The sequence below is a fragment of the Herbaspirillum sp. C9C3 genome, from assembly GCF_013359625.1.
In the GTDB taxonomy this organism is placed as follows: Bacteria; Pseudomonadota; Gammaproteobacteria; order Burkholderiales; family Burkholderiaceae_D; genus Herbaspirillum.
This window is the reverse complement of the sequence record NZ_JABFMQ010000008.1, coordinates 169,838-188,579: the sequence shown is the minus strand read 5'-3', so window position 1 is coordinate 188,579 and position 18,742 is coordinate 169,838. Positions and strand designations below refer to the sequence as shown.

The window sequence follows — 18,742 nt, the reverse complement described above, 5'->3', positions numbered from 1 at the left end:
CGGCGCTTATGGAAGCGAGCGTGTGGGCAAGGGGCGGGACCAGCAGCGTAATGGCAGCTCACCGAGACGTTGAGCCAGGCTGTCGCCGTGGCGCGCTGCATCGCTGAGCAGGGCGCCGAATTCGGGGCTTTCGGTGAATTCGGGAGGCATTTGCATCGCGATGAGCACGCACAGCGACAGGTTTTCTCCATCAAGCCCAAATTGCCGCGCACGACTCACCTGGGCGGACAAGCGTTGCAGGGGATGCACGCCAAACTCCATGGCGGTATCCAGACACAAGTCATGCCACTGGGCCAGCAGCCGCTGAACGATCGGTAGATGATCCAGACGCTGCCATTGGACGTCGTCCAGGTGAAACCCTTGCGGCTGAGGAGCAATGGATGCACCCTCGCCTGCCTCGACGCCAGCAATCGATTGGAGTTGGCTCAGATCATCGTGAAACAGCCAGGTCGCCTCTCCCGCCAGTGCCAACCGCTGGTCTGGCGCAAGCATGGGCCAGAGCGTCTGGAGGCATGTGGCGATGTACCAGGCGATCCAGCGCCGTTGGCCATACTTGCTAACACCAACGGAGGCAGCATTGATTCGCCTGCACAGCTTGGCTGGCTCGTCGGGAGTGATGATCCACGCGCAGACGGCCCGCTCGGCCTGGCCTGGATCATCATTGGCATGCAGTACGTTGACGCGCTGGCCGAGCACGGTTTCCGCGTAGGACTGAGTGATGCCGGCTTCCAGCAGAGGATCATCGATTGGGTTATCGGTCTCGCCAGTTCCTTGCCCGCCAGGAAGACCAACCAGCTGGATCGGACGGGGCAGCTTGTTGAGCGCCCATCGTTGTGCAGCGGTGAAGGCTGGCTGGATCAGCAGCGGCAAGTGCGCATCGGCCTCTGCCAAGGACAAGGGATCATTTAATTCGGGAGCATAGAGCAGATAGAGCCGCGCCTGCCCATGTTGCTGCAGGGAAGAGCTCAATGCGTCAAGGAGGGTACGGCGGAATTCGGATAAGGTGGGTTGGCGAGGAGAACGCATGCTTCGATAGGCACGTGGCGCAAACACGTTAGGGGACGGCCATTTTGTGTTTTTTGCGCCAGGGGATATATCGAAAAGGATCTAGATTTCGGAGTTTCTGAGACGAGAGAAGAAACGGGATGAGGATGGACGTGAAGAAGGGTTCGGCTTTCTAGTGAAGAAAGGGAATCTTCAGATCAGAGGTGAAAGGCGCTAGGTAGGGGAAGCCCGCTTGCGCGGGCTTTCGGCTGGCTGGGGTGGCCTGGATTGCGTTCGGTGCGCGCTCCACCGCCCTCTAACGCTCGCTGCGCGAGCGAGGGATTCGCCCACGTGCCGCGGGCCCGGTTTCGCTTGCAAGCGAAACCCTTCGAATCCCCCCCGCGATGTGCTCAAGCACATCGCTAGGGGCCACCAAACAAAAAAGCCCGCATGCGCGGGCTTTCGGCTGGCTGGGGTGGCTTGGATTGCGTTCGGTGCGCGCTCCACCGCCCTCTAACGCTCGCTGCGCGAGCGAGGGATCCGCCCACGTGCCGCGGGCCCGGTTTCGCTTGCAAGCGAAACCTTTCGAATCCCCCCCGCGATGTGCTCAAGCACATCGCTAGGGGCCACCAAACAAAAAAGCCCGCATGCGCGGGCTTTTTTATTTGGCGTCCCCTGGGGGATTCGAACCCCCGTACTCACCGTGAAAGGGTGATGTCCTAGGCCTCTAGACGAAGGGGACAAAACGGTCACAACTACTACATTCCTCGAATCAGCTCTCCCGCCAATTCACCCCACATTTCCATGCGGGTCGCTGGTGGAGGTAAGCGGGATCGAACCGCTGACCTCTTGCATGCCATGCAAGCGCTCTCCCAGCTGAGCTATACCCCCTGCGAAAGGAAAAGTCCCAAACTCCGGACTATCCATCCTCAAGGTAGCCTGATCAGTCAGACTACTTCAACTTTCAAACAACCCGGCGGCAACCGGACTGCCTTAAAACCTGGCGTCCCCTGGGGGATTCGCCCACATTCTGCGGGCCGCGGAATCGCTTGCAAGCGATTCCCTTCGAATCCCCACGCGATGTGCTCAAGCACATCGCTGGACTTCCGTAATCCAACCTTGGTCGGACTATTTTGCTACCTGGCGTCCCCTGGGGGATTCGAACCCCCGTACTCACCGTGAAAGGGTGATGTCCTAGGCCTCTAGACGAAGGGGACACTATACCGCTACATACCTGCGCTGCCTGCTGGGTGACAGCGCAGATATCGAAATCTGGCGTCCCCTGGGGGATTCGAACCCCCGTACTCACCGTGAAAGGGTGATGTCCTAGGCCTCTAGACGAAGGGGACAAGCAGGTACTTCACATTACTTCTTGTTTCTACACTTCAAGCTTCGCCTGAAATATCACCGCCAAACATCTGCGGGTCGCTGGTGGAGGTAAGCGGGATCGAACCGCTGACCTCTTGCATGCCATGCAAGCGCTCTCCCAGCTGAGCTATACCCCCGTTGCGAAGAAGCGAGATTATGCAATACCTATTTTCAAAAGACAACACGTTTTTGAAAAATAATTTCTCTTTTTCAAAGATATGCCGCCAAACGTGCCTTAACAGCCTCACGACCAAACAATTGCAGCACGGCGTCAATGGCCGGCGTCTGCAATTGACCCGCCACGATCAGGCGCAAGGGCATGGCCAGCTGCGGCATCTTGATGCCGTGCGCAGCCAGGACTTCCTTGATCATCGGGGCAATGGCTTCCTTGGTCCATTCCACGGTCGCCACACGCTGGGCAAAGTCGGCCAGTGCCGGCTTGATGGCATCCGTAATGTGCTGCGCCACCAAAGCCGCATCCGGGGCCGGCTGGCGGTAGAACATCAGGGCCGCCGCAGCAATCTCGTTGACGGTATTGGCGCGATCCTTCAGCAAAGCGATCACGGCAGCCAGATCAGGCGCACCCTCGAACACCGCACCCTGTGCTTGCAACAACGGACGGACCAGATCAGCCAGGCGGGCGTTGTCGGCCAGCTTGATGTAGTGGTTGTTGAGCCAGTTCAGCTTTTCCGGGTTGAACTGCGCCGGGGCCTTGGTCAGGTGATCCAGGTCGAACCATTCACAGAACTGCTGCATCGAGAAAATCTCGTCGTCGCCATGGCTCCAGCCCAAACGCGCCAGATAGTTCAGCATGGCTTCAGGCAGATAGCCCTGCGCCGGGTAATCCATCACGCTGACTGCACCGTGACGCTTGGACAGCTTCTCGCCATCCGCACCCAGGATCATCGGCACGTGGCCATACTCGGGCAGCGTGCCGCCCAGGGCCTTCAGAATATTGATCTGGCGCGGCGTATTGTTCACATGGTCATCGCCACGGATGACGTGGGTGATCTTCATGTCCCAATCGTCCACCACTACGCAGAAGTTGTAGGTCGGCGTGCCGTCCGGACGGGCGATGACCAGATCGTCCAGCTCACGGTTGGAAATGGTGATGGGGCCCTTGACCACATCGTTCCAGCTGACTTCGCCATCCTGCGGATTCTTGAAACGCACCACCGGCTTGCGACCTTCCGGAATGGCCGGCAGGGTCTTGCCCGGTTCCGGACGCCAGGTGCCGTCGTAGCGCGGCTTCTCGCCGGCCGCACGCTGACGCTCGCGCATGGCTTCCACTTCTTCCGGGGTGCAATAGCAGTAATACGCCGTGCCCTGCTCCAGCATCTGCGCAATCACTTCGCGATAGCGATCCATGCGCTTCATCTGGTAGAACGGACCTTCGTCATGCTCCAGCCCCAGCCACTGCATGCCCTCGATGATGGCCTGCACCGCTTCCGGGGTGGAACGCTCGACGTCGGTATCTTCGATGCGCAGCACGAAAGTGCCGCCGAAGCGACGGGCGTAGGCCCAGGAGAACAGCGCCGTGCGGGCGCCGCCCAGGTGCAGGTAGCCGGTGGGACTGGGAGCGAAACGGGTACGAACTTGAGTGGCAGTCATGATAGCGAGTAAAAATCAGGCCGGTCCTGGAATGCCAGGGCCGGCCATCGGTCAAGCAAAGGAATTCGGAAAGGCGTCATTTTAACGCCTTTGCAGGGCGGCACGCCATGCCGGCAGCCCGCCCCGAGGCCCGCATCAGTCGTTCTGCACCACGATGCTGGGGAACTTGCTGGTCATATCGCGCGCCTTCTCGGCCACCTTCACGGCCACCTTGCGGGCGATGGCCTTGTAGATCTCGGCCACCTTGCCATCCGGATCAGCCACCACGGTGGGCTTGCCGGAATCGGTCTGCTGGCGGATTTCCATGGTCAGCGGCAAAGCACCGAGGAAATCCACGCCAAAGTCGGCACACATCTTCTCGCCACCGCCCACGCCAAAGATGGGTTCGGCATGGCCGCAGTTGGAACAGACGTGCATGCTCATGTTTTCCACGATGCCCAGGATGGGGATGCCGACCTTCTCGAACATGCGCAAACCCTTGCGCGCATCCAGCAGCGCAATATCCTGCGGGGTGGTCACGATGACCGCACCGGTGACCGGCACCTTCTGCGACAAGGTCAGCTGCACATCACCGGTGCCCGGCGGCATGTCGACGATCAGGTAATCCAGGTCGCGCCAGTTGGTCTGGTCCAGCAATTGCTGCAGGGCTTGCGTGACGATGGGACCGCGCCAGACCATGGGTTCGTCGGGATCGATCATGAAACCGATGGAAGAGACCTGCAGGCCGTGGTTCTCCAGCGGCTCCATGGTCTTGCCATCCTTGGTCTCGGGCTGGCCCGAGATGCCCATCATCATGGGCTGCGAAGGACCGTAGATATCGGCATCCAGGATGCCCACGCGCGCGCCCTCGGCCGACAGCGCCAGGGCCAGGTTCACGGCCGTGGTGGACTTGCCCACCCCGCCCTTGCCCGAGGCCACGGCGATGATGTTCTTGACGTTGCTCTTGAGCTTGATGCCGCGCTGCACCGCATGCGCCACGATCTTGAAATAGACGTTGGCCTCGACGCCGGTCACGCCGGGCAGCTTGCCCAGCGCCTCTTCGACCAGCTGGCGGATCGGCGCGATCTGGCTGGCTGCCGGGTAGCCCAGCTCCACGTCCAGCAGCACGCGGCCACCCTCGACGCGGATGTTGCGGGCTTCCTTGCCCCGGATCAGATCCTTGCCGGTATTGGGGTCGATCACCTGCAACAGGGCCGCCTTGATCTCTTCCACGGTAATGCTCATTGGTTCTCCTTGCTCAGAACCCGCAAGTCTAAACCAATCGCGCCAGCGCCGCCCTGTGCGCCGATCAAAGCGCCCTTGCAGAACCCTTCATATTGATTGCAACGGAGCAACTACTGCGCCCAAGGCCCGCTGGCTGATAGAATGCCCCTCTTTCATGGCAGTTTTATTGCAGTTTTCTTGCTATTTCGGCGCGCACGCGCCTTAACCTACTTGCATCGTCCGTATCGCCAATGAGCACTTCCGCACCTCGCCAACTCTTTGTCACGACCGCACTCCCCTACGCCAACGGCGCTTTCCACATCGGCCACATCATGGAATACATCCAGGCCGATATCTGGGTCCGGTTCCAGCGAATGCAGGGCAATGAGGTGCATTTCGTCGGCGCCGACGATGCCCACGGCGCGCCCATCATGATCGCCGCCGAAAAGGCCGGCATCACCCCGCAGCAGTTCGTGGCCAACATCGCCGCCGGCCGCAAGCAATACCTGGATGGCTTCCACATCGCCTTCGACAACTGGAGCTCCACCGACAGCCCGGAGAACCACCAACTGTCGCAGGAGATCTACCGCGCCCTGCGCGACGAGGCCCAACTGATCTCCACCAAGACCATCGACCAGTTCTATGATCCGGTGAAGAACATGTTCCTGCCGGACCGCTACATCAAGGGCGAATGCCCCAAGTGCGGCACCAAGGACCAGTACGGCGACTCCTGCGAGAACTGCAGCGCGGTCTATTCGCCCACCGACCTGAAGAACCCGTACTCGACCCTCTCGGGCGCCACGCCCGTGATGAAGTCCTCCGAGCACTTCTTCTTCAAGCTGTCGGATCCGAAATGCGTGGCCTTCCTGCGCGAATGGGCGCTGGACAGCAACCGCCTGCAGCCGGAAGTGGCCAACAAGGCCCGCGAATGGCTGGATGGCGAAGGCGGCCTGGGCGACTGGGACATCAGCCGCGACGCGCCCTACTTCGGCATCGAGATTCCGGATGCACCGGGCAAGTACTTCTATGTCTGGCTGGATGCGCCCATCGGCTACCTGGCCTCGCTGAAGAACTACTTCGTCAAGACCGGCCGCGACTTCGACGCCTTCATGGCCGATGACAAGACCGAGCAGTACCACTTCATCGGCAAGGACATCACCTACTTCCACACCCTGTTCTGGCCGGCCATGCTCAAGTTCGCCGGCCGCAAGACGCCGACCAACGTCTTTGCGCACGGCTTCATCACCGTCAGCGGGGAGAAGATGTCCAAGTCGCGCGGCACCGGCATCTCGCCGCTGCGCTATCTGGACATCGGCATGAACCCGGAATGGCTGCGCTACTACATCGCCGCCAAGTTGAACGCCAAAGTCGAAGATGTGGACTTCAACCCGGACGACTTCGTCGCCCGCGTCAACGCCGACCTGATCGGCAAGTACGTCAACATCGCCAGCCGCGCAGCCGGCTTCATCGCCAAGCGCTTCGACGGCCGCGTGTCCACCCAGTGGGCCACGGCGGACGATGCCTTCCTGGCCAAGCTGCGCGGCGTGGCTGACGAGATCCGCAGCCTCTACGAGCAACGCGAATACGGCAAGGCCCTGCGCCTGGTGATGGAGCAAGCCGACGCCATCAACGCCTATGTAGACGCCAACAAACCCTGGGAACTGGCCAAGGACAGCAGCAAGGATGCGCAACTGCACGAAGTCTGCAGCCGCCTGCTGGAAGCCTTCCGCATCCTGACCATCTACCTCAAGCCCGTGCTGCCGCAGCTGGCGGCCCAGGTGGAAGCCTTCCTGCAGGTCCAGCCCTTCCAGTGGAACGATGTGGCCGCACCGCTGGCCGACGGCCATGTCATCAATGCCTATTCGCACCTGATGCAGCGTGTCGATCCGAAGATGCTGGATGCTCTGTTCGAAGCCCCCGAAGCACCCGCAGCGGCCCCGGCAGCGCAAGAAAGCGCCATCGAGGAACTGGCCCCGGAGATTTCCATCGATGACTTCGCCAAGATCGACCTGCGCATCGCCAAGATCGTCAACTGCGAAGCCGTGGAAGGTTCCACCAAGCTGCTGCGCCTGACCCTGGATGCCGGCGAAGGCCGGACCCGCAACGTCTTCTCCGGCATCGCCTCGGCCTACAAGCCGGAAGACCTGGTCGGCAAGCTGACCGTGATGGTGGCCAACCTGGCACCGCGCAAGATGAAGTTCGGCGTCTCCGAGGGCATGGTGCTGGCCGCATCCGCCAAGGATGAGAAGACCAATCCGGGCATCTATGTGCTCAACCCGTGGCCGGGCGCCGAGCCGGGCATGCGGGTGCGCTAAAGCACAGTCGCCTGCGCAGGAGGAAAGATCGCAATGAACCTGGTGATACGTGAAGCCACTTCGGAAGATGCCAGTCTGATCGCCGAACTGACCCGCCACAGCTGGGCCAACAAGGTCGCGCCCAGCTCCTCGGGCCACCGCGAGGCGCCCGACCATGTGCAGGAAGACCTGCAGAACGGCGGCGCCTTCATCCTGCTCAGCGGCGAGACGCCCGCCGGCTCCGTGCGCTGGCTGCCACTGGATACCGAAAGCGATGTCTGGGAAATCCGCCGCATGGGCATCGCCCCGGCCTTCCGGGGTGAGCGCCTGTCCCAGCATCTGATGGAAGCCCTGATCCACCGCGCCCAGTCAGCCGATGTGCGCGAGCTGCGGCTGGCGGTACGTACCGACCAGGCACAGCTGGTGGATCTGTACGCCGCCTTCGGCTTCGAGATCGCGCCGGAACTGGAATACACCCGCGCCAATCCGCAGGAAGCACCGCCCATCGTGATGCGACGGGTCATGCGGCACTGATCATCCATCCTTCCCCTCCCCAAAAAGCGACGCCCGGTGCGTCGCTTTTCTTTTGCCCGACCGCCGCCACGGGAAATTGGAACGTTTGTTCATCAAGCGGTAACAATCGCTCGCTACCATCATGAAAACGTTGTCAGGAGGCGCTGCCCGCCTGGCTCGCCGGGGGGCGGTCCAAGAGCATGCGCTGAAAATTCACATTCACTGGTAAGCACCATCACAATGGCCCAAGGGGATAGACAGGAAACCGCCTACCTGGCCGTGCGCGTGGCGCGGCTGTATTACTTCCAGAACATGACCACCGCCGCGATCGCCGATGAAATCGGCACTTCGCGCGCTACCGTCTCGCGCCTGCTGTCCTTCGCGCTGGAGCGCGGGCTGGTGGAAATCCGCGTACACGATCCGCAGCAAGTCTCCGGCAGCCTGGAAGCGGCCATCGCCCATCACTACCGGCTGCGCTCGATTCAGGTGGTGCCGGTAGCTGCCGCCGCCACCGACAAGGAAACCCTGCAGCGCGTCACCTGTCACGCTGCCGCCTACGTCAACTCGCTGGTCACGCCCGGCACCATCATCGGTCTGGCCTGGGGCACGACGGTGGCACAGATCGCCGACCAGTTGCTGCCGCGCCATGTGCACGACGTCGACGTGGTGGCGCTCAATGGCTCCGGCAGCGGCGCCAGCTTCATCAACAGCTTCAGCGAATCCATCGTCTCGCGCTTCGCCCAGAACTATGGCGCGCGCGCCCATCATCTGCCGGTACCGGCCTTCTTCGACTACCCCGAAACGCGTACCGCGCTCTGGCGCGAGAAGAGCATCAAGGCCATCCGCGACCTGCAGGAGCGCGCCTCCATCCTGCTGTTCTCCATCGGCGCCGAAGCCACCGGCAGTTACATCCATACCGCCGGCTACCTGGGTGAAGAAGAACGCCAGATCCTGCGCGAGGAAGGGCTGGTGGGCGACATCGCCACCGTCTTCTTCCGTGCCGATGGCAGCTGGCGCGATGTGGCCTTCAATGGCCGCAACAGCGGCCCGGACATGGACTGCTTCACGCACGCGGCGCACTCGCTGTGCGTGGTCTCCGGCACCGGCAAGCTGCCCGGCCTGAAAGCGGCGCTGCGCGGCGGCTTCATCAACGAACTGATCATCGACGAACCGAGCGCGCGCCTGCTGGTGGAGCAGATCCGCAACGGCGCGGCGGCGTGATCGCATCTCCACGAGGAAACCAGCATGGCAGCCATCTCCTTGCAGGGCGTCGGCAAACACTGGGGTGACGCCCAGGCCGTCAGGAATATCGATTTCGAGGTGCAGCCGGGCCAGTTCACCGTCCTGCTGGGCCCCTCCGGCTGCGGCAAGTCGACCACCCTGCGCCTGATCGCGGGGCTGGACAAGCCCAGCTCGGGCAGCATCCATATCGGCGGACGCGACGTAACCCAACTGCCGCCCGCACAACGCAAGATTTCGATGGTGTTCCAGTCCTATGCACTGTTCCCGCATCTCACCGTGCGCGACAACATCCTCTTCGGCGTGCGCGTGCGCAAGGAGCCACGTGCCGGTTACGAAACGCGCCTCAAGCGCGTGACCGACATCCTCGGTCTGGCGCACCTGCTGGAGCGCCGTCCGGCGCAGCTTTCCGGGGGCCAGCAGCAGCGCGTGGCGCTGGGCCGCGCCATCATCGCCGATGCCCCGGTCTGCCTGATGGACGAGCCGCTGTCCAACCTCGATGCGCAGCTGCGCCAGGAAATGCGCCGCGAAATCCGCGCCCTGCAGCAGCAACTGAACATGACCATGATCTACGTCACCCACGACCAGACCGAGGCCATGAGCATGGCCGATCAGGTGATCCTGCTGCGCGAGGGCCGCATCGAACAGGATGCCGCCCCGGCCGATCTGTATGCCCGGCCCGCGACGGCCTTTGCGGCCCGCTTCATAGGTACGCCGCCGATGAACCTGCTGCCGCTGGACACCCACGCCGAAGGATTGACCATCAGCGGCAGCGAGGTGATCCTGCGCGAGCTCGGCCACGCCCCGTTGCAATTGGGCCTGCGTCCGGAACACATCCGACTGGCCAGTGCCAGCGATGCGTCGGTGCCGGCAGTGGTGGAGACCGTCGAATACCTCGGTGCCGACACCATCATTGGCGCCCGCATCGGCACAGCTTCGTTGCTGGTGCGCGCGCCCGGACAACACCGAATCAGCGCTGGTGAGCCCGTGCACCTGGCATGGGATGCCCGCGACCAGTATTTCTTCGATCGGGATAGCGGCCTGCGCCGGTCCTGATCCACACCACGATTTCCGCAGCAAGCCAACCCATCCACCTCATGGAGATGCACTATGCGTAGAACCTTCCTCAAGTCCCTGTCCGCACTGGCCGCGGTGGCCGCTACAGCCGCCTTCTGTGCACCGGCCATGGCTGCCAACCCGGTCGAGATCAGCTTCTATTACCCGGTCGCCGTGGGCGGTGCAGTCACCAAGACCATCGACAGCATGGTGGCCGACTTCGAAAAGGCCAATCCCGACATCAAGGTCAAGGCCATCTATGCCGGCACCTACCAGGAAAGCATCGTCAAGGCGCTGACCGCCTTCAAGGGCGGCACCCCGCCGACCCTGGCCGTGCTGCTCTCGACCGACCTCTTCACGCTGATCGACGAAAACGCCATCGTGCCCATCGACAGCCTGGCTGGCAGCGCCGACGACAAGAAATGGATCGATGGCTTCTACAAGGGCTTCATGGAAAACAGTCAGACCGACGGCAAGACCTGGGGCATTCCCTTCCAGCGTTCGACCATCGTGATGTACTACAACAAGAGCCTGTTCAAGCAAGCTGGCCTGAACCCGGACAAGGCCCCCGCCAACTGGAACGAGATGGTCGAGGCCGCCAAGAAGCTGACCAGGCGCGATGCCAACGGCAACGTCACCCAATGGGGCGTGAAGATTCCTTCCACCGGCTTCGGCTACTGGATGTTCCAGGCCATGACCGCCTCCAATGACGCGATCCTCATGAACAACGTCGGCACCAAAACCTACTTCGACAAGCCGGGTGCGGTGCAGGCCCTGCAACACTGGGTCGACCTGACGACCAGGGACAAGGTGATGCCGGCCGGTTCCATCGAATGGGGCACCATCCCCAAGGACTTCCTGGAGCAGAAGGCCGCCATGATCTGGACCACCACCGGCAACCTGACCAACATCCGTACCAACGCCAGCTTCCCCTTCGGCGTGGCGATGCTGCCGGGCATCAAACATCCGGGCAGCCCCACGGGTGGCGGCAACTTCTATGTCTTCAACAAGACCTCTCCAGCCGAGCAGCAGGCCGCCATGAAGTTCATCCGCTTTGCCACCGAACCGGCGCGCGCCGCGCAGTGGTCGATTGCCACCGGCTATGTGGCCCCGCGTCAGGATGCCTGGGATACCCCGGAAATGAAGAAGTATCTGCAGGACGTTCCGGCCGCCGACGTGGCGCGTGAGCAGATGAAATATGGCGTGGCCGAACTCTCCACCCACGACAACCAGCGCGTGACCAAGGCCTTGAACGACAACCTGCAGGCCGCCCTGTCCGGCACCAAGACACCGGAAGCGGCCCTGAAGGATGCCCAGCGCGAAGCCGAGCGCATCCTGCGCGCCTACGGTCGCTAAGTCCTGCCCGTTGCACAAGAGCTGCCGATGAAACGCCTGCCCTCCTCCGTGCTGCCCTGGCTGCTGCTGTCGCCAGCGATGGTGCTGCTGATCGCCTTCACGCACTATCCGGCGCTGGCGACGCTCTGGCACAGCGTCTTTTCCACACCCAAGGGAGCCCGGCCATCGGTCTTCGTCGGGCTGGAAAACTATCGCCTCATGGTGGACGATCCGGTGTTCTGGCAGGCCCTGTGCAACAACCTCTGGTTTGCCCTGGGCACCATCCCGCTGGCCATTGCCCTGGCCATCCTGATGGCGCTGTGGGTCAACGAGAAACTGGCCGGGCGCGGACTGCTGCGCCTGGCCTATTTCACCCCGACCGTGCTGCCGATGATCGCGGTGGCCAATATCTGGCTGTTCTTCTATACGCCGCAATACGGCTTGCTGGAGCAGATCACCGGCGCGCTGGGCCTGCCCTCGCACAACTGGCTGGGCAATCCCGATACCGTGCTGGGGGCGCTGATGGTGGTGGCGGTATGGAAGGAAGCCGGCTTCTTCATGATCTTCTACCTGGCCGCGTTGCAGCAGATCTCGCCGGTGCTGGCCGAAGCCGCAGCACTGGAGGGGGCGTCGCGCTGGCAATACTTCTGGCGCGTACAGTTCCCCTTGCTGATGCCGACCACGCTGTTCGTGCTGATCAATGCGCTCATCAACGCCTTCCGCCTGGTCGACCACATCGTGGTGATGACCAAGGGTGGGCCGGACAATGCCAGTACCCTGCTGCTGTACTACATCTATGAAGTTGGCTTCGCCTTCTGGGACTCTTCCTACGCTGCAGCCCTGACGGTAGTGCTGCTGGCCCTGTTGGGATTGATTGCGCTGGTGAAGTTTCGTGTACTTGACCGCCGGACTCATTACCAATGATCGCCCCCACCTCGCCTTTCGCCGCACGCCATCGCGCGCTGGAAACCGTCTCTGCCTGGGTGCTGGCGCTGCTGTGGCTGCTACCGCTCTTGTATGCGCTGTGGACGGCTTTTCATCCGGCGGCCTACGCCACCCGCTTCGCGCTGGACGCCCCGCTGACGCTGCAGAACTTCGCCAACGCCTGGCAGGCTGCCCCCTTCCCGCGCTATTTCCTCAATACCTTCCTGCTGGTGACCTTGATCCTGGCGGCGCAGCTGATCCTCTCCACCCTGGCGGCCTATGCCTTTGCACGCTTCACCTTCCGGGGCAGCAATGTGATGTTCATGCTGGTGCTGCTGCAACTGATGGTGATGCCCGACATCTTGATCGTGGAGAACTACCAGACCATGAACCTGCTGGGACTGCGCGATACCATCCTCTCGATTGGGCTGCCTTACTTTGCCTCGGCTTTTGGTATTTTTTTGCTGCGCCAGACCTTCAAGACGGTGCCGCGCGAGCTGGATGAAGCGGCTACCGTGGAAGGCGCATCGCCCTGGCAGATCCTGATGCAGGTCTACGTGCCGCTGGCCAAACCGATCTACATCGCCTTCGGGCTGGTCTCGGTCAGCACCCACTGGAACAACTTCCTGTGGCCGCTGATCGTGACCAATTCGGTGGAGTCGCGCCCGCTGACGGTGGGGCTACAGGTGTTTTCGTCCACCGACCAGGGGGTGGACTGGTCCATCATCACGGCGGCCACGCTGATGACGTCGGCACCGCTGTTGCTGGCGTTCCTGCTGTTTCAGCGGCAGTTCGTGCAGTCGTTCATGCGGGCGGGGATACGCTGAAGTGGCCGGGTCTCAATGGCCCGAGATTTCCGAGATCGAGGTCCGCACGACCTGCTTGGTATTCATGTCGAAATGCACATTGAAGAGCCGGTCCTCGTGCACGTAGTGATACTTCCAGTCCCACACTTCCTCATTCTTGCGGGCAAACTGCACCACGCTGCGCGGCCGGCCAAATTCGCGCCGGATCTGCTCGCTGGTCATGCCCGCACGGATGGTATCGAAATGCTCCTGGGTCAGCACCTGGGTGTAATCGATCAGCGTACCGGAAGCACCGATACGAAACATCCAGGTGCGGATGCCTTCCGGTCCCTTGGGATATTCCAGCGTCCGGGCACCCCCGCCGTCCTCCCAGACTGTGTCGGGCTGGCCCATCACGCCGCGTACGTCGGCTTCGCTGGAAATGCCCTTTTGCAACTTGTCCAAACCGAACTCCTCGATGGGATTGCCGTTGCGGTCGCAGCCGAACAGGGCCAGGGCAACAAATAAAGCCCCGAAATGGGCGGCATGGCGACGCAGGCGAGTGAAGATGGGTTCACGCATAGGTATTTGATTATCCCTGATGAAGACAAGGTAAAATACGGCTTCTGTGTAACATTTGGCCTGAAAATATCATGCTCTTCGGAAAAAAGACCACCTACGTATCTGAAATCACCCAGTTCATCGACGAACTGAAGACGAAGAACCCGAAGCTGGAAGAATCGCAACGCGCCGGCCGCGCCCTGCTGTGGGACAAGGAACCGCTGGACCTGGACAAGACCGCCCGTGACAAGGCCTCGCGCGTGGCCCAGCAGCCCTACGTCTACCAGAGCCACTAAGCTGTTGGCATGACGGCCCAAGCAGGTGGCGCCGACCCCGCCGGCCAGCCCGGCGCGGAACCCAGCGCCGACGCCATCGACATCACCCCCGCAGGCCAGCAGGACACCACGCCCGACGTGATCGACGGCGTGGCATTGGCACGTCTGTACGGCGAACCGCTGTTCCAGCTGCCCAATGATCTCTACATCCCCCCGGATGCGCTGGAAGTCTTCCTGGAAGCCTTCCAGGGGCCGCTGGACCTGCTGCTCTACCTGATCCGCAAGCAGAACTTCAACATCCTCGATATTCCGCTGGCGCAGGTCACCGCACAGTATCTGGAATACGTCGAGCAGATCCGCAAGCAGAACCTGGAGCTGGCCGCCGAATACCTGCTGATGGCCGCCATGCTCATCGAAATCAAGTCGCGCATGCTGCTGCCGGCCAAGAAGGCCGAGCCCGGCGAGGAGCCCGAAGACCCGCGCGCCGAGCTGGTGCGCCGCCTGCTGGAATACGAACAGATCAAGCTGGCCGCCCAGGAGCTGGACCAGCTGCCGCAGGTCGGCCGCGACTACGTGCGCACTCAGGTCCACATCGAGCAGACCGTGGTCACCCGCTGGCCCGAGGTCGACATCGACGACCTCAAGGCGGTCTGGGCCGATATCATCAAGCGCGCCAAGCTGACCCAGCATCACCACATCAGCCGCGAAGAACTGTCCGTGCGCGAGCACATGACGGGCATCCTGCGGCGCCTGCAGTCGGCACGCTTCGTCGAGTTCTCGGACCTCTTCGATCCCTCGCGCGGGGTCCCGGTGGTGGTGGTCAACTTCATCGCCCTGCTGGAGCTGGCCAAGGAAACGCTCATCGAAATCACCCAGGCCGAAGCCTTCGCGCCCATCTATGTCAGACTGTCCTACTCGCCCAGCTGAACGGGCGCAGTCCACCGGCAACGGGGCGATAGACGGTCCGCCCGCAACCAGAGAATCCGCATGAAAATCATTTCCTCCATCGAAGAACTCCGTGACCACCTGCGCGGCCAGTTGCGCACCGCCTTCGTGGCGACCATGGGCAACCTGCACGAAGGCCATCTCTCGCTGATGCGCCTGGCGCGCACCCACGGTGACCCGGTGGTGGCCTCGATCTTCGTGAACCGCCTGCAGTTCGGCCCCAACGAGGACTTCGACAAGTATCCGCGCACCTTCCAGGCTGACGTCGAGAAGCTGGAGAAGGAAGGCGTCTACGTACTCTTCGCCCCCACCGAAAAGGATATGTACCCGGAACCGCAGGAATACCGCGTACAGCCGCCCAATGACCTGGGCAACATCCTGGAGGGGGAATTCCGTCCCGGTTTCTTCACCGGCGTATCCACCGTGGTGATGAAATTGTTCTCCTGCGTGCAGCCGCGCGTGGCCGTGTTCGGCAAGAAGGATTATCAGCAGCTCATGATCGTGCGCAACATGGCACGTCAGTTCGCCCTGCCCACCGAGATCGTCGGCGCCGAAACCTATCGGGCTGAGGACGGCCTGGCGCTGTCCTCGCGCAACGGCTACCTGTCCCCGGAAGAACGCGCCGAGGCGCCGCTGCTCTACCAGGTGCTCAATGCGGTCGCCGATGAAGTGCGCGGCGGCCAGCACGACGTGGCCCTGGCCGAGCGCGTGGCCATGGAACGCCTGGCCGCCCGTGGCTGGAAGCCCGACTACGTGGCCGTGCGCAAGCGCATCGACCTGCAGCCGCCCTCCCCTGCCGACATGGAGCAAGGCGCCCCCCTGGTGGTGCTGTCGGCGGCCAAGCTGGGGGCGACGCGCCTGATCGACAACCTGGAGATCTGATTCATGCGTGTGCTGGCGGGATGCTTGCTGTCCTGGGCGGCGTTGCTGGCCGCCGATGCCGCCCACGCCAGCATCACTGTCCAGGATGACCTGGGCCAGAGCGTCACCCTGACCCAACCCGCGCGCCGCATCGTCAGCCTGGCGCCGCATGTGACCGAACTGCTCTATGCAGCCGGGGCCGGGGCGCAGATCGCAGGGGTCAGCAACCACAGCGACTATCCTCCGCAAGCCGCCCAACTGCCCAGTCTGGGCGGCTACAACGCGCTCGACATCGAGCGCATCGCCAGTCTCAAACCCGACCTCATCGTGGCCTGGCACAGCGGCAACAAACCCCTGCAACTGGCGCGCCTGCGCAGCCTCGGCATTCCCGTCTTCGAGAGCCAGCCGGACGACTTCGGCATGATCGCCTCCTCGCTGGAAAGACTGGGCCGACTGGCCGGCACCGACACCACCGCGCAAGCGGCTGCAGCGGCCTTCCGGGCGCGCTGGCAGCAGCTCGAGGCGCAATACCGGGGACGCACGCCCGTGACCGTGTTCTACCAGATCTGGAGCCAGCCCCTGATGACGCTCAACGGCCGACACATGGTATCGGCCGTGCTGCGGCTGTGCGGCGGGCGCAACATCTTTGCCGATCTTCCCCAACTGGCCCCCACCGTGAGCGTGGAATCGGTACTGGCTGCGGATCCCCAGGTCATCCTCAGCGCCGGCGACGCACGCGATCAACCGCTGGCGCGCTGGAAGCAGTTCACGCGCCTGCGCGCGGTGCGCGACGGGCAACTGTATTCGGTCAATGCGGACTGGCTGAACCGGGCCGGGCCGCGGGTGCTGCAAGCGGCCGAGGAGGTCTGCGGCAAGCTGGAGCAGGCGCGTCAGGCAGCCACACGCAGCCCCTAAGAAACATCCCTCGCGAAAAGGGATGCAGATTGACATACGGGTGCACGAGAATACGAAGCTTCTTTCAAGTCTTCGGGATCAGCGGGCTGCCCTGGGCGGCCAGGAAGACCATTCCGTCCGGGCTTGCGAGGGGGACGAAGCGGCAACCGAAGGCGGCTTCCAGCGCAGCGGGCTGCATGACCGCCTCCACCCTGCCACCTTGCGCAGTACTGCCATCGAGCAGCAAAACGTGCGAAGCAAAGCGCCTGGCCAGATTGATGTCATGACAACTGGCCACTACCGCCCCGCCCTGCTGCGCCAATGCCTGCAGCAGCTGCATCACCTGCCATTGCGCGGCGATATCCTGATGCGAGGTCGGTTCGTCCAGCAGATAGAGCGCGGGGGCCTGGACCAGCAGGGTCGCCAGCGCCACGCGCTGGCGCTCGCCGCCTGAGAGTCGCAACAGGTCCTGGGTCGCCAGAGCAGCCAGGCCGACCTGTTCGAGCGCCTGGCTGGCCGGTGCGGTGTCGCGCTCCTGGCCACCCCAGCCATCGCCATGGGCGAAGCGGCCGGCCATGACGGCCTCCAGTACCGGCAGCGAAAACGCATCCTGTTGATGTTGCAATAGCAGACCCCGCTGCAAGGCCAGTTGCGCCGGCGAGAAGCAAGACAGCGCACGCCCCTGCAACAGTACCTGCCCGCCATGGGGCGGCTGCAAACCCGCCAGCACATGCAGCAGGCTGCTCTTGCCCACGCCATTGCGGCCCAATACGCACCAGAACTGGCCGGGCCGGACCTGCCAGTCCAGTCCATCGAGCAGCAAGCGGGCACCGGCCCGCACGACCAGCTGGCGTGTCTCCAACAAGGGAACGGAAGACCCCTTCATGTGCGACTCCGCGCCAGCAGCCACAGAAACAGCGGCACCCCCACCAGGGCAGTGATGACGCCCACCGGCAACTGCACCGGTGCCACCACCGTGCGCGCCAGCAGGTCGGCCAGGGTCAGCGCCGCGCCGCCGGCCAAACCACAAGCCGGCAGCAGCAGACGCTGGTCATTGCCCAGTACCAGCCGCAGACCATGCGGCACCACCAGCCCGACAAAGCCGATGGTCCCGGCCATGGCCACGGCGCCGGCGGTGCAGGCGGCGGCCACGCACAGCAGCATCACGCGCAGCCGCATCACCGGCACGCCCAGCAACTGCGCAAAGGCATCGCCGCGCGCCAGCAGGTTCAGCGACGGCGCATGACGCCAGCTCCACAGCAGCGCCAGCAGCAGGACCGGTGCCACCAGGGGCAGCAGACGCGCATCGTCGAGGTCGCCGATGAGCCAGAACACCATGCCGCGCAATTGGGCATCGGGCGCAATCGACAAAGCCAGGGAAATGAGCGCACCGAAACCGGCCGCCAGCATCACCCCCGTCAACAGCAGGCGCTGACTGGAGAGCAAGGGCGAGATCGCCAGATGCCGCAGCGACTGGCGCACCAGCCCGAACAGCAGCAGCATGGCCAGGCCTGCACCCAGCAAGGCGCCGGGCGCCGTGACCGCCTGCAGCGGCCAGCCCAGCCGCAACGCCACCAGCATGGCCAGCAGGGCGCCCGCCGCAGAACCACCGGACAGGCCCAATACATAAGGATCAGCCAGGGGATTGCGCAACAGGACCTGCATCAGCGCGCCCGCCAGGGCTAGCGCACCGCCCACCACAAAAGCCGTCAGCGCCCGCGGCACCCGCAGCGACAGCAACAGTGCCACGCTGTCGGCCGGCGATGAAGGACGCAGGCACCCCGTGCTGCCGCACAGCGCCGCCACCGACAAGGCCAGCAGGGATAGCAGCAGCAAGATGCACAGCACGGGCAGATAAGGTCGCATGGGTGGCAGGCTCAGATCAGTGGCAGAA

17 protein-coding genes and 5 tRNA genes are annotated in these 18,742 nt (G+C 63.1%); 11 read left to right on the top strand and 11 right to left on the bottom strand.

What is annotated here, in order from left to right; translation table 11 throughout:
• Nucleotides 1–6 precede the first annotated feature (6 nt).
• From HNO82_RS10690 to apbC, 8 genes are all read right to left on the bottom strand, one after another.
• Entirely contained in the window at nucleotides 7–969 is a 963-nt protein-coding gene (locus tag HNO82_RS10690) for a hypothetical protein (RefSeq protein ID WP_217509873.1), read from the bottom strand.
• Between the two features lie 681 nt (nucleotides 970–1,650).
• A tRNA-Glu gene (locus tag HNO82_RS10685) sits at nucleotides 1,651–1,726 on the bottom strand.
• Nucleotides 1,727–1,799: 73 nt separating this feature from the next.
• Nucleotides 1,800–1,875: transfer RNA gene (locus tag HNO82_RS10680), tRNA-Ala, on the bottom strand.
• A 250-nt stretch (nucleotides 1,876–2,125) separates the two neighbouring features.
• A tRNA-Glu gene (locus tag HNO82_RS10675) sits at nucleotides 2,126–2,201 on the bottom strand.
• Nucleotides 2,202–2,257: 56 nt separating this feature from the next.
• Nucleotides 2,258–2,333: transfer RNA gene (locus HNO82_RS10670), tRNA-Glu, on the bottom strand.
• A gap of 80 nt (nucleotides 2,334–2,413) precedes the next feature.
• Nucleotides 2,414–2,489, bottom strand: a tRNA-Ala gene (locus tag HNO82_RS10665).
• A 73-nt stretch (nucleotides 2,490–2,562) separates the two neighbouring features.
• The gene (gene gltX / locus HNO82_RS10660; RefSeq protein ID WP_175343686.1) at nucleotides 2,563–3,963 is read right to left on the bottom strand and encodes a glutamate--tRNA ligase; all 1,401 of its coding nucleotides are present in this window, start codon (nucleotides 3,961–3,963) and stop codon (nucleotides 2,563–2,565) included.
• A gap of 135 nt (nucleotides 3,964–4,098) precedes the next feature.
• Nucleotides 4,099–5,187 (bottom strand): iron-sulfur cluster carrier protein ApbC, encoded by a 1,089-nt coding sequence (gene apbC, locus HNO82_RS10655; protein WP_175343685.1) that lies wholly within the window; start codon nucleotides 5,185–5,187, stop codon nucleotides 4,099–4,101.
• Between the two features lie 230 nt (nucleotides 5,188–5,417).
• On the opposite strand from apbC, the gene metG reads away from it, so the two are divergent.
• The 7 genes from metG (at nucleotide 5,418) to HNO82_RS10620 (ending at nucleotide 13,354) form a co-directional block, all read left to right on the top strand.
• Nucleotides 5,418–7,481, top strand: coding sequence for a methionine--tRNA ligase (metG, locus tag HNO82_RS10650; RefSeq protein WP_175343684.1), 2,064 nt, complete (start codon nucleotides 5,418–5,420; stop codon nucleotides 7,479–7,481).
• A gap of 33 nt (nucleotides 7,482–7,514) precedes the next feature.
• Nucleotides 7,515–7,994: a GNAT family N-acetyltransferase gene (locus HNO82_RS10645; protein ID WP_008330226.1), complete on the top strand. Its 480-nt coding sequence runs from the start codon at nucleotides 7,515–7,517 to the stop codon at nucleotides 7,992–7,994.
• Between the two features lie 219 nt (nucleotides 7,995–8,213).
• Nucleotides 8,214–9,194 (top strand): sugar-binding transcriptional regulator, encoded by a 981-nt coding sequence (locus HNO82_RS10640; RefSeq protein WP_008330227.1) that lies wholly within the window; start codon nucleotides 8,214–8,216, stop codon nucleotides 9,192–9,194.
• A gap of 24 nt (nucleotides 9,195–9,218) precedes the next feature.
• Nucleotides 9,219–10,268, top strand: a complete 1,050-nt coding sequence (locus HNO82_RS10635; protein WP_175343683.1) for an ABC transporter ATP-binding protein — start codon at nucleotides 9,219–9,221, stop codon at nucleotides 10,266–10,268.
• Nucleotides 10,269–10,322: 54 nt separating this feature from the next.
• Nucleotides 10,323–11,624, top strand: coding sequence for an ABC transporter substrate-binding protein (locus HNO82_RS10630; protein ID WP_008330230.1), 1,302 nt, complete (start codon nucleotides 10,323–10,325; stop codon nucleotides 11,622–11,624).
• A 27-nt stretch (nucleotides 11,625–11,651) separates the two neighbouring features.
• A complete protein-coding gene (locus HNO82_RS10625; protein ID WP_175343682.1) occupies nucleotides 11,652–12,527 on the top strand; it encodes a carbohydrate ABC transporter permease in 876 nt (291 codons plus the stop codon).
• The gene (locus HNO82_RS10620; protein WP_175343681.1) at nucleotides 12,524–13,354 is read left to right on the top strand and encodes a carbohydrate ABC transporter permease; all 831 of its coding nucleotides are present in this window, start codon (nucleotides 12,524–12,526) and stop codon (nucleotides 13,352–13,354) included. The genes HNO82_RS10625 and HNO82_RS10620 overlap by 4 nt, the downstream gene beginning before the upstream one ends.
• 12 nt (nucleotides 13,355–13,366) lie before the next feature.
• Here the strand turns inward: HNO82_RS10620 and HNO82_RS10615 are convergent, their stop codons facing one another.
• The gene (locus tag HNO82_RS10615) at nucleotides 13,367–13,894 is read right to left on the bottom strand and encodes an outer membrane protein assembly factor BamE domain-containing protein (RefSeq protein ID WP_175343680.1); all 528 of its coding nucleotides are present in this window, start codon (nucleotides 13,892–13,894) and stop codon (nucleotides 13,367–13,369) included.
• A 71-nt stretch (nucleotides 13,895–13,965) separates the two neighbouring features.
• On the opposite strand from HNO82_RS10615, the gene HNO82_RS10610 reads away from it, so the two are divergent.
• Genes HNO82_RS10610 through HNO82_RS10595 form a run of 4 tightly spaced genes read left to right on the top strand, consistent with a single transcriptional unit; the run spans nucleotide 13,966 to nucleotide 16,869 of the window.
• Nucleotides 13,966–14,169: a DUF3460 family protein gene (locus HNO82_RS10610; RefSeq protein ID WP_008330239.1), complete on the top strand. Its 204-nt coding sequence runs from the start codon at nucleotides 13,966–13,968 to the stop codon at nucleotides 14,167–14,169.
• 9 nt (nucleotides 14,170–14,178) lie between these two features.
• Nucleotides 14,179–15,075, top strand: a complete 897-nt coding sequence (locus HNO82_RS10605) for a segregation and condensation protein A (protein WP_175343679.1) — start codon at nucleotides 14,179–14,181, stop codon at nucleotides 15,073–15,075.
• A 60-nt stretch (nucleotides 15,076–15,135) separates the two neighbouring features.
• Nucleotides 15,136–15,975, top strand: coding sequence for a pantoate--beta-alanine ligase (gene panC, locus HNO82_RS10600; RefSeq protein ID WP_008330243.1), 840 nt, complete (start codon nucleotides 15,136–15,138; stop codon nucleotides 15,973–15,975).
• Nucleotides 15,976–15,978: 3 nt separating this feature from the next.
• On the top strand, nucleotides 15,979–16,869 hold the full coding sequence (locus tag HNO82_RS10595; RefSeq protein WP_175343678.1) for a cobalamin-binding protein: 891 nt from the start codon (nucleotides 15,979–15,981) through the stop codon (nucleotides 16,867–16,869).
• Nucleotides 16,870–16,933: 64 nt separating this feature from the next.
• Here HNO82_RS10595 and HNO82_RS10590 read toward each other — a convergent pair whose 3' ends face one another.
• Both HNO82_RS10590 and HNO82_RS10585 read right to left on the bottom strand, forming a co-directional pair.
• Nucleotides 16,934–17,734, bottom strand: coding sequence for an ABC transporter ATP-binding protein (locus tag HNO82_RS10590; protein ID WP_175343677.1), 801 nt, complete (start codon nucleotides 17,732–17,734; stop codon nucleotides 16,934–16,936).
• Nucleotides 17,731–18,714 (bottom strand): FecCD family ABC transporter permease, encoded by a 984-nt coding sequence (locus HNO82_RS10585; RefSeq protein ID WP_008330248.1) that lies wholly within the window; start codon nucleotides 18,712–18,714, stop codon nucleotides 17,731–17,733. The genes HNO82_RS10590 and HNO82_RS10585 overlap by 4 nt, the downstream gene beginning before the upstream one ends.
• Nucleotides 18,715–18,742: the final 28 nt, after the last annotated feature.

Coding starts and splice junctions, on each gene's coding strand:
- gltX (WP_175343686.1), bottom strand. CDS start 3,963: ATGACTGCCACTCAAGTTCGTACCCGTTTCGCTCCCAGTCCCACCGGC.
- apbC (WP_175343685.1), bottom strand. CDS start 5,187: ATGAGCATTACCGTGGAAGAGATCAAGGCGGCCCTGTTGCAGGTGATC.
- metG (WP_175343684.1), top strand. CDS start 5,418: ATGAGCACTTCCGCACCTCGCCAACTCTTTGTCACGACCGCACTCCCC.
- HNO82_RS10645 (WP_008330226.1), top strand. CDS start 7,515: ATGAACCTGGTGATACGTGAAGCCACTTCGGAAGATGCCAGTCTGATC.
- HNO82_RS10640 (WP_008330227.1), top strand. CDS start 8,214: ATGGCCCAAGGGGATAGACAGGAAACCGCCTACCTGGCCGTGCGCGTG.
- HNO82_RS10635 (WP_175343683.1), top strand. CDS start 9,219: ATGGCAGCCATCTCCTTGCAGGGCGTCGGCAAACACTGGGGTGACGCC.
- HNO82_RS10630 (WP_008330230.1), top strand. CDS start 10,323: ATGCGTAGAACCTTCCTCAAGTCCCTGTCCGCACTGGCCGCGGTGGCC.
- HNO82_RS10625 (WP_175343682.1), top strand. CDS start 11,652: ATGAAACGCCTGCCCTCCTCCGTGCTGCCCTGGCTGCTGCTGTCGCCA.
- HNO82_RS10620 (WP_175343681.1), top strand. CDS start 12,524: ATGATCGCCCCCACCTCGCCTTTCGCCGCACGCCATCGCGCGCTGGAA.
- HNO82_RS10615 (WP_175343680.1), bottom strand. CDS start 13,894: ATGCGTGAACCCATCTTCACTCGCCTGCGTCGCCATGCCGCCCATTTC.
- HNO82_RS10610 (WP_008330239.1), top strand. CDS start 13,966: ATGCTCTTCGGAAAAAAGACCACCTACGTATCTGAAATCACCCAGTTC.
- HNO82_RS10605 (WP_175343679.1), top strand. CDS start 14,179: ATGACGGCCCAAGCAGGTGGCGCCGACCCCGCCGGCCAGCCCGGCGCG.
- panC (WP_008330243.1), top strand. CDS start 15,136: ATGAAAATCATTTCCTCCATCGAAGAACTCCGTGACCACCTGCGCGGC.
- HNO82_RS10595 (WP_175343678.1), top strand. CDS start 15,979: ATGCGTGTGCTGGCGGGATGCTTGCTGTCCTGGGCGGCGTTGCTGGCC.
- HNO82_RS10590 (WP_175343677.1), bottom strand. CDS start 17,734: ATGAAGGGGTCTTCCGTTCCCTTGTTGGAGACACGCCAGCTGGTCGTG.
- HNO82_RS10585 (WP_008330248.1), bottom strand. CDS start 18,714: ATGCGACCTTATCTGCCCGTGCTGTGCATCTTGCTGCTGCTATCCCTG.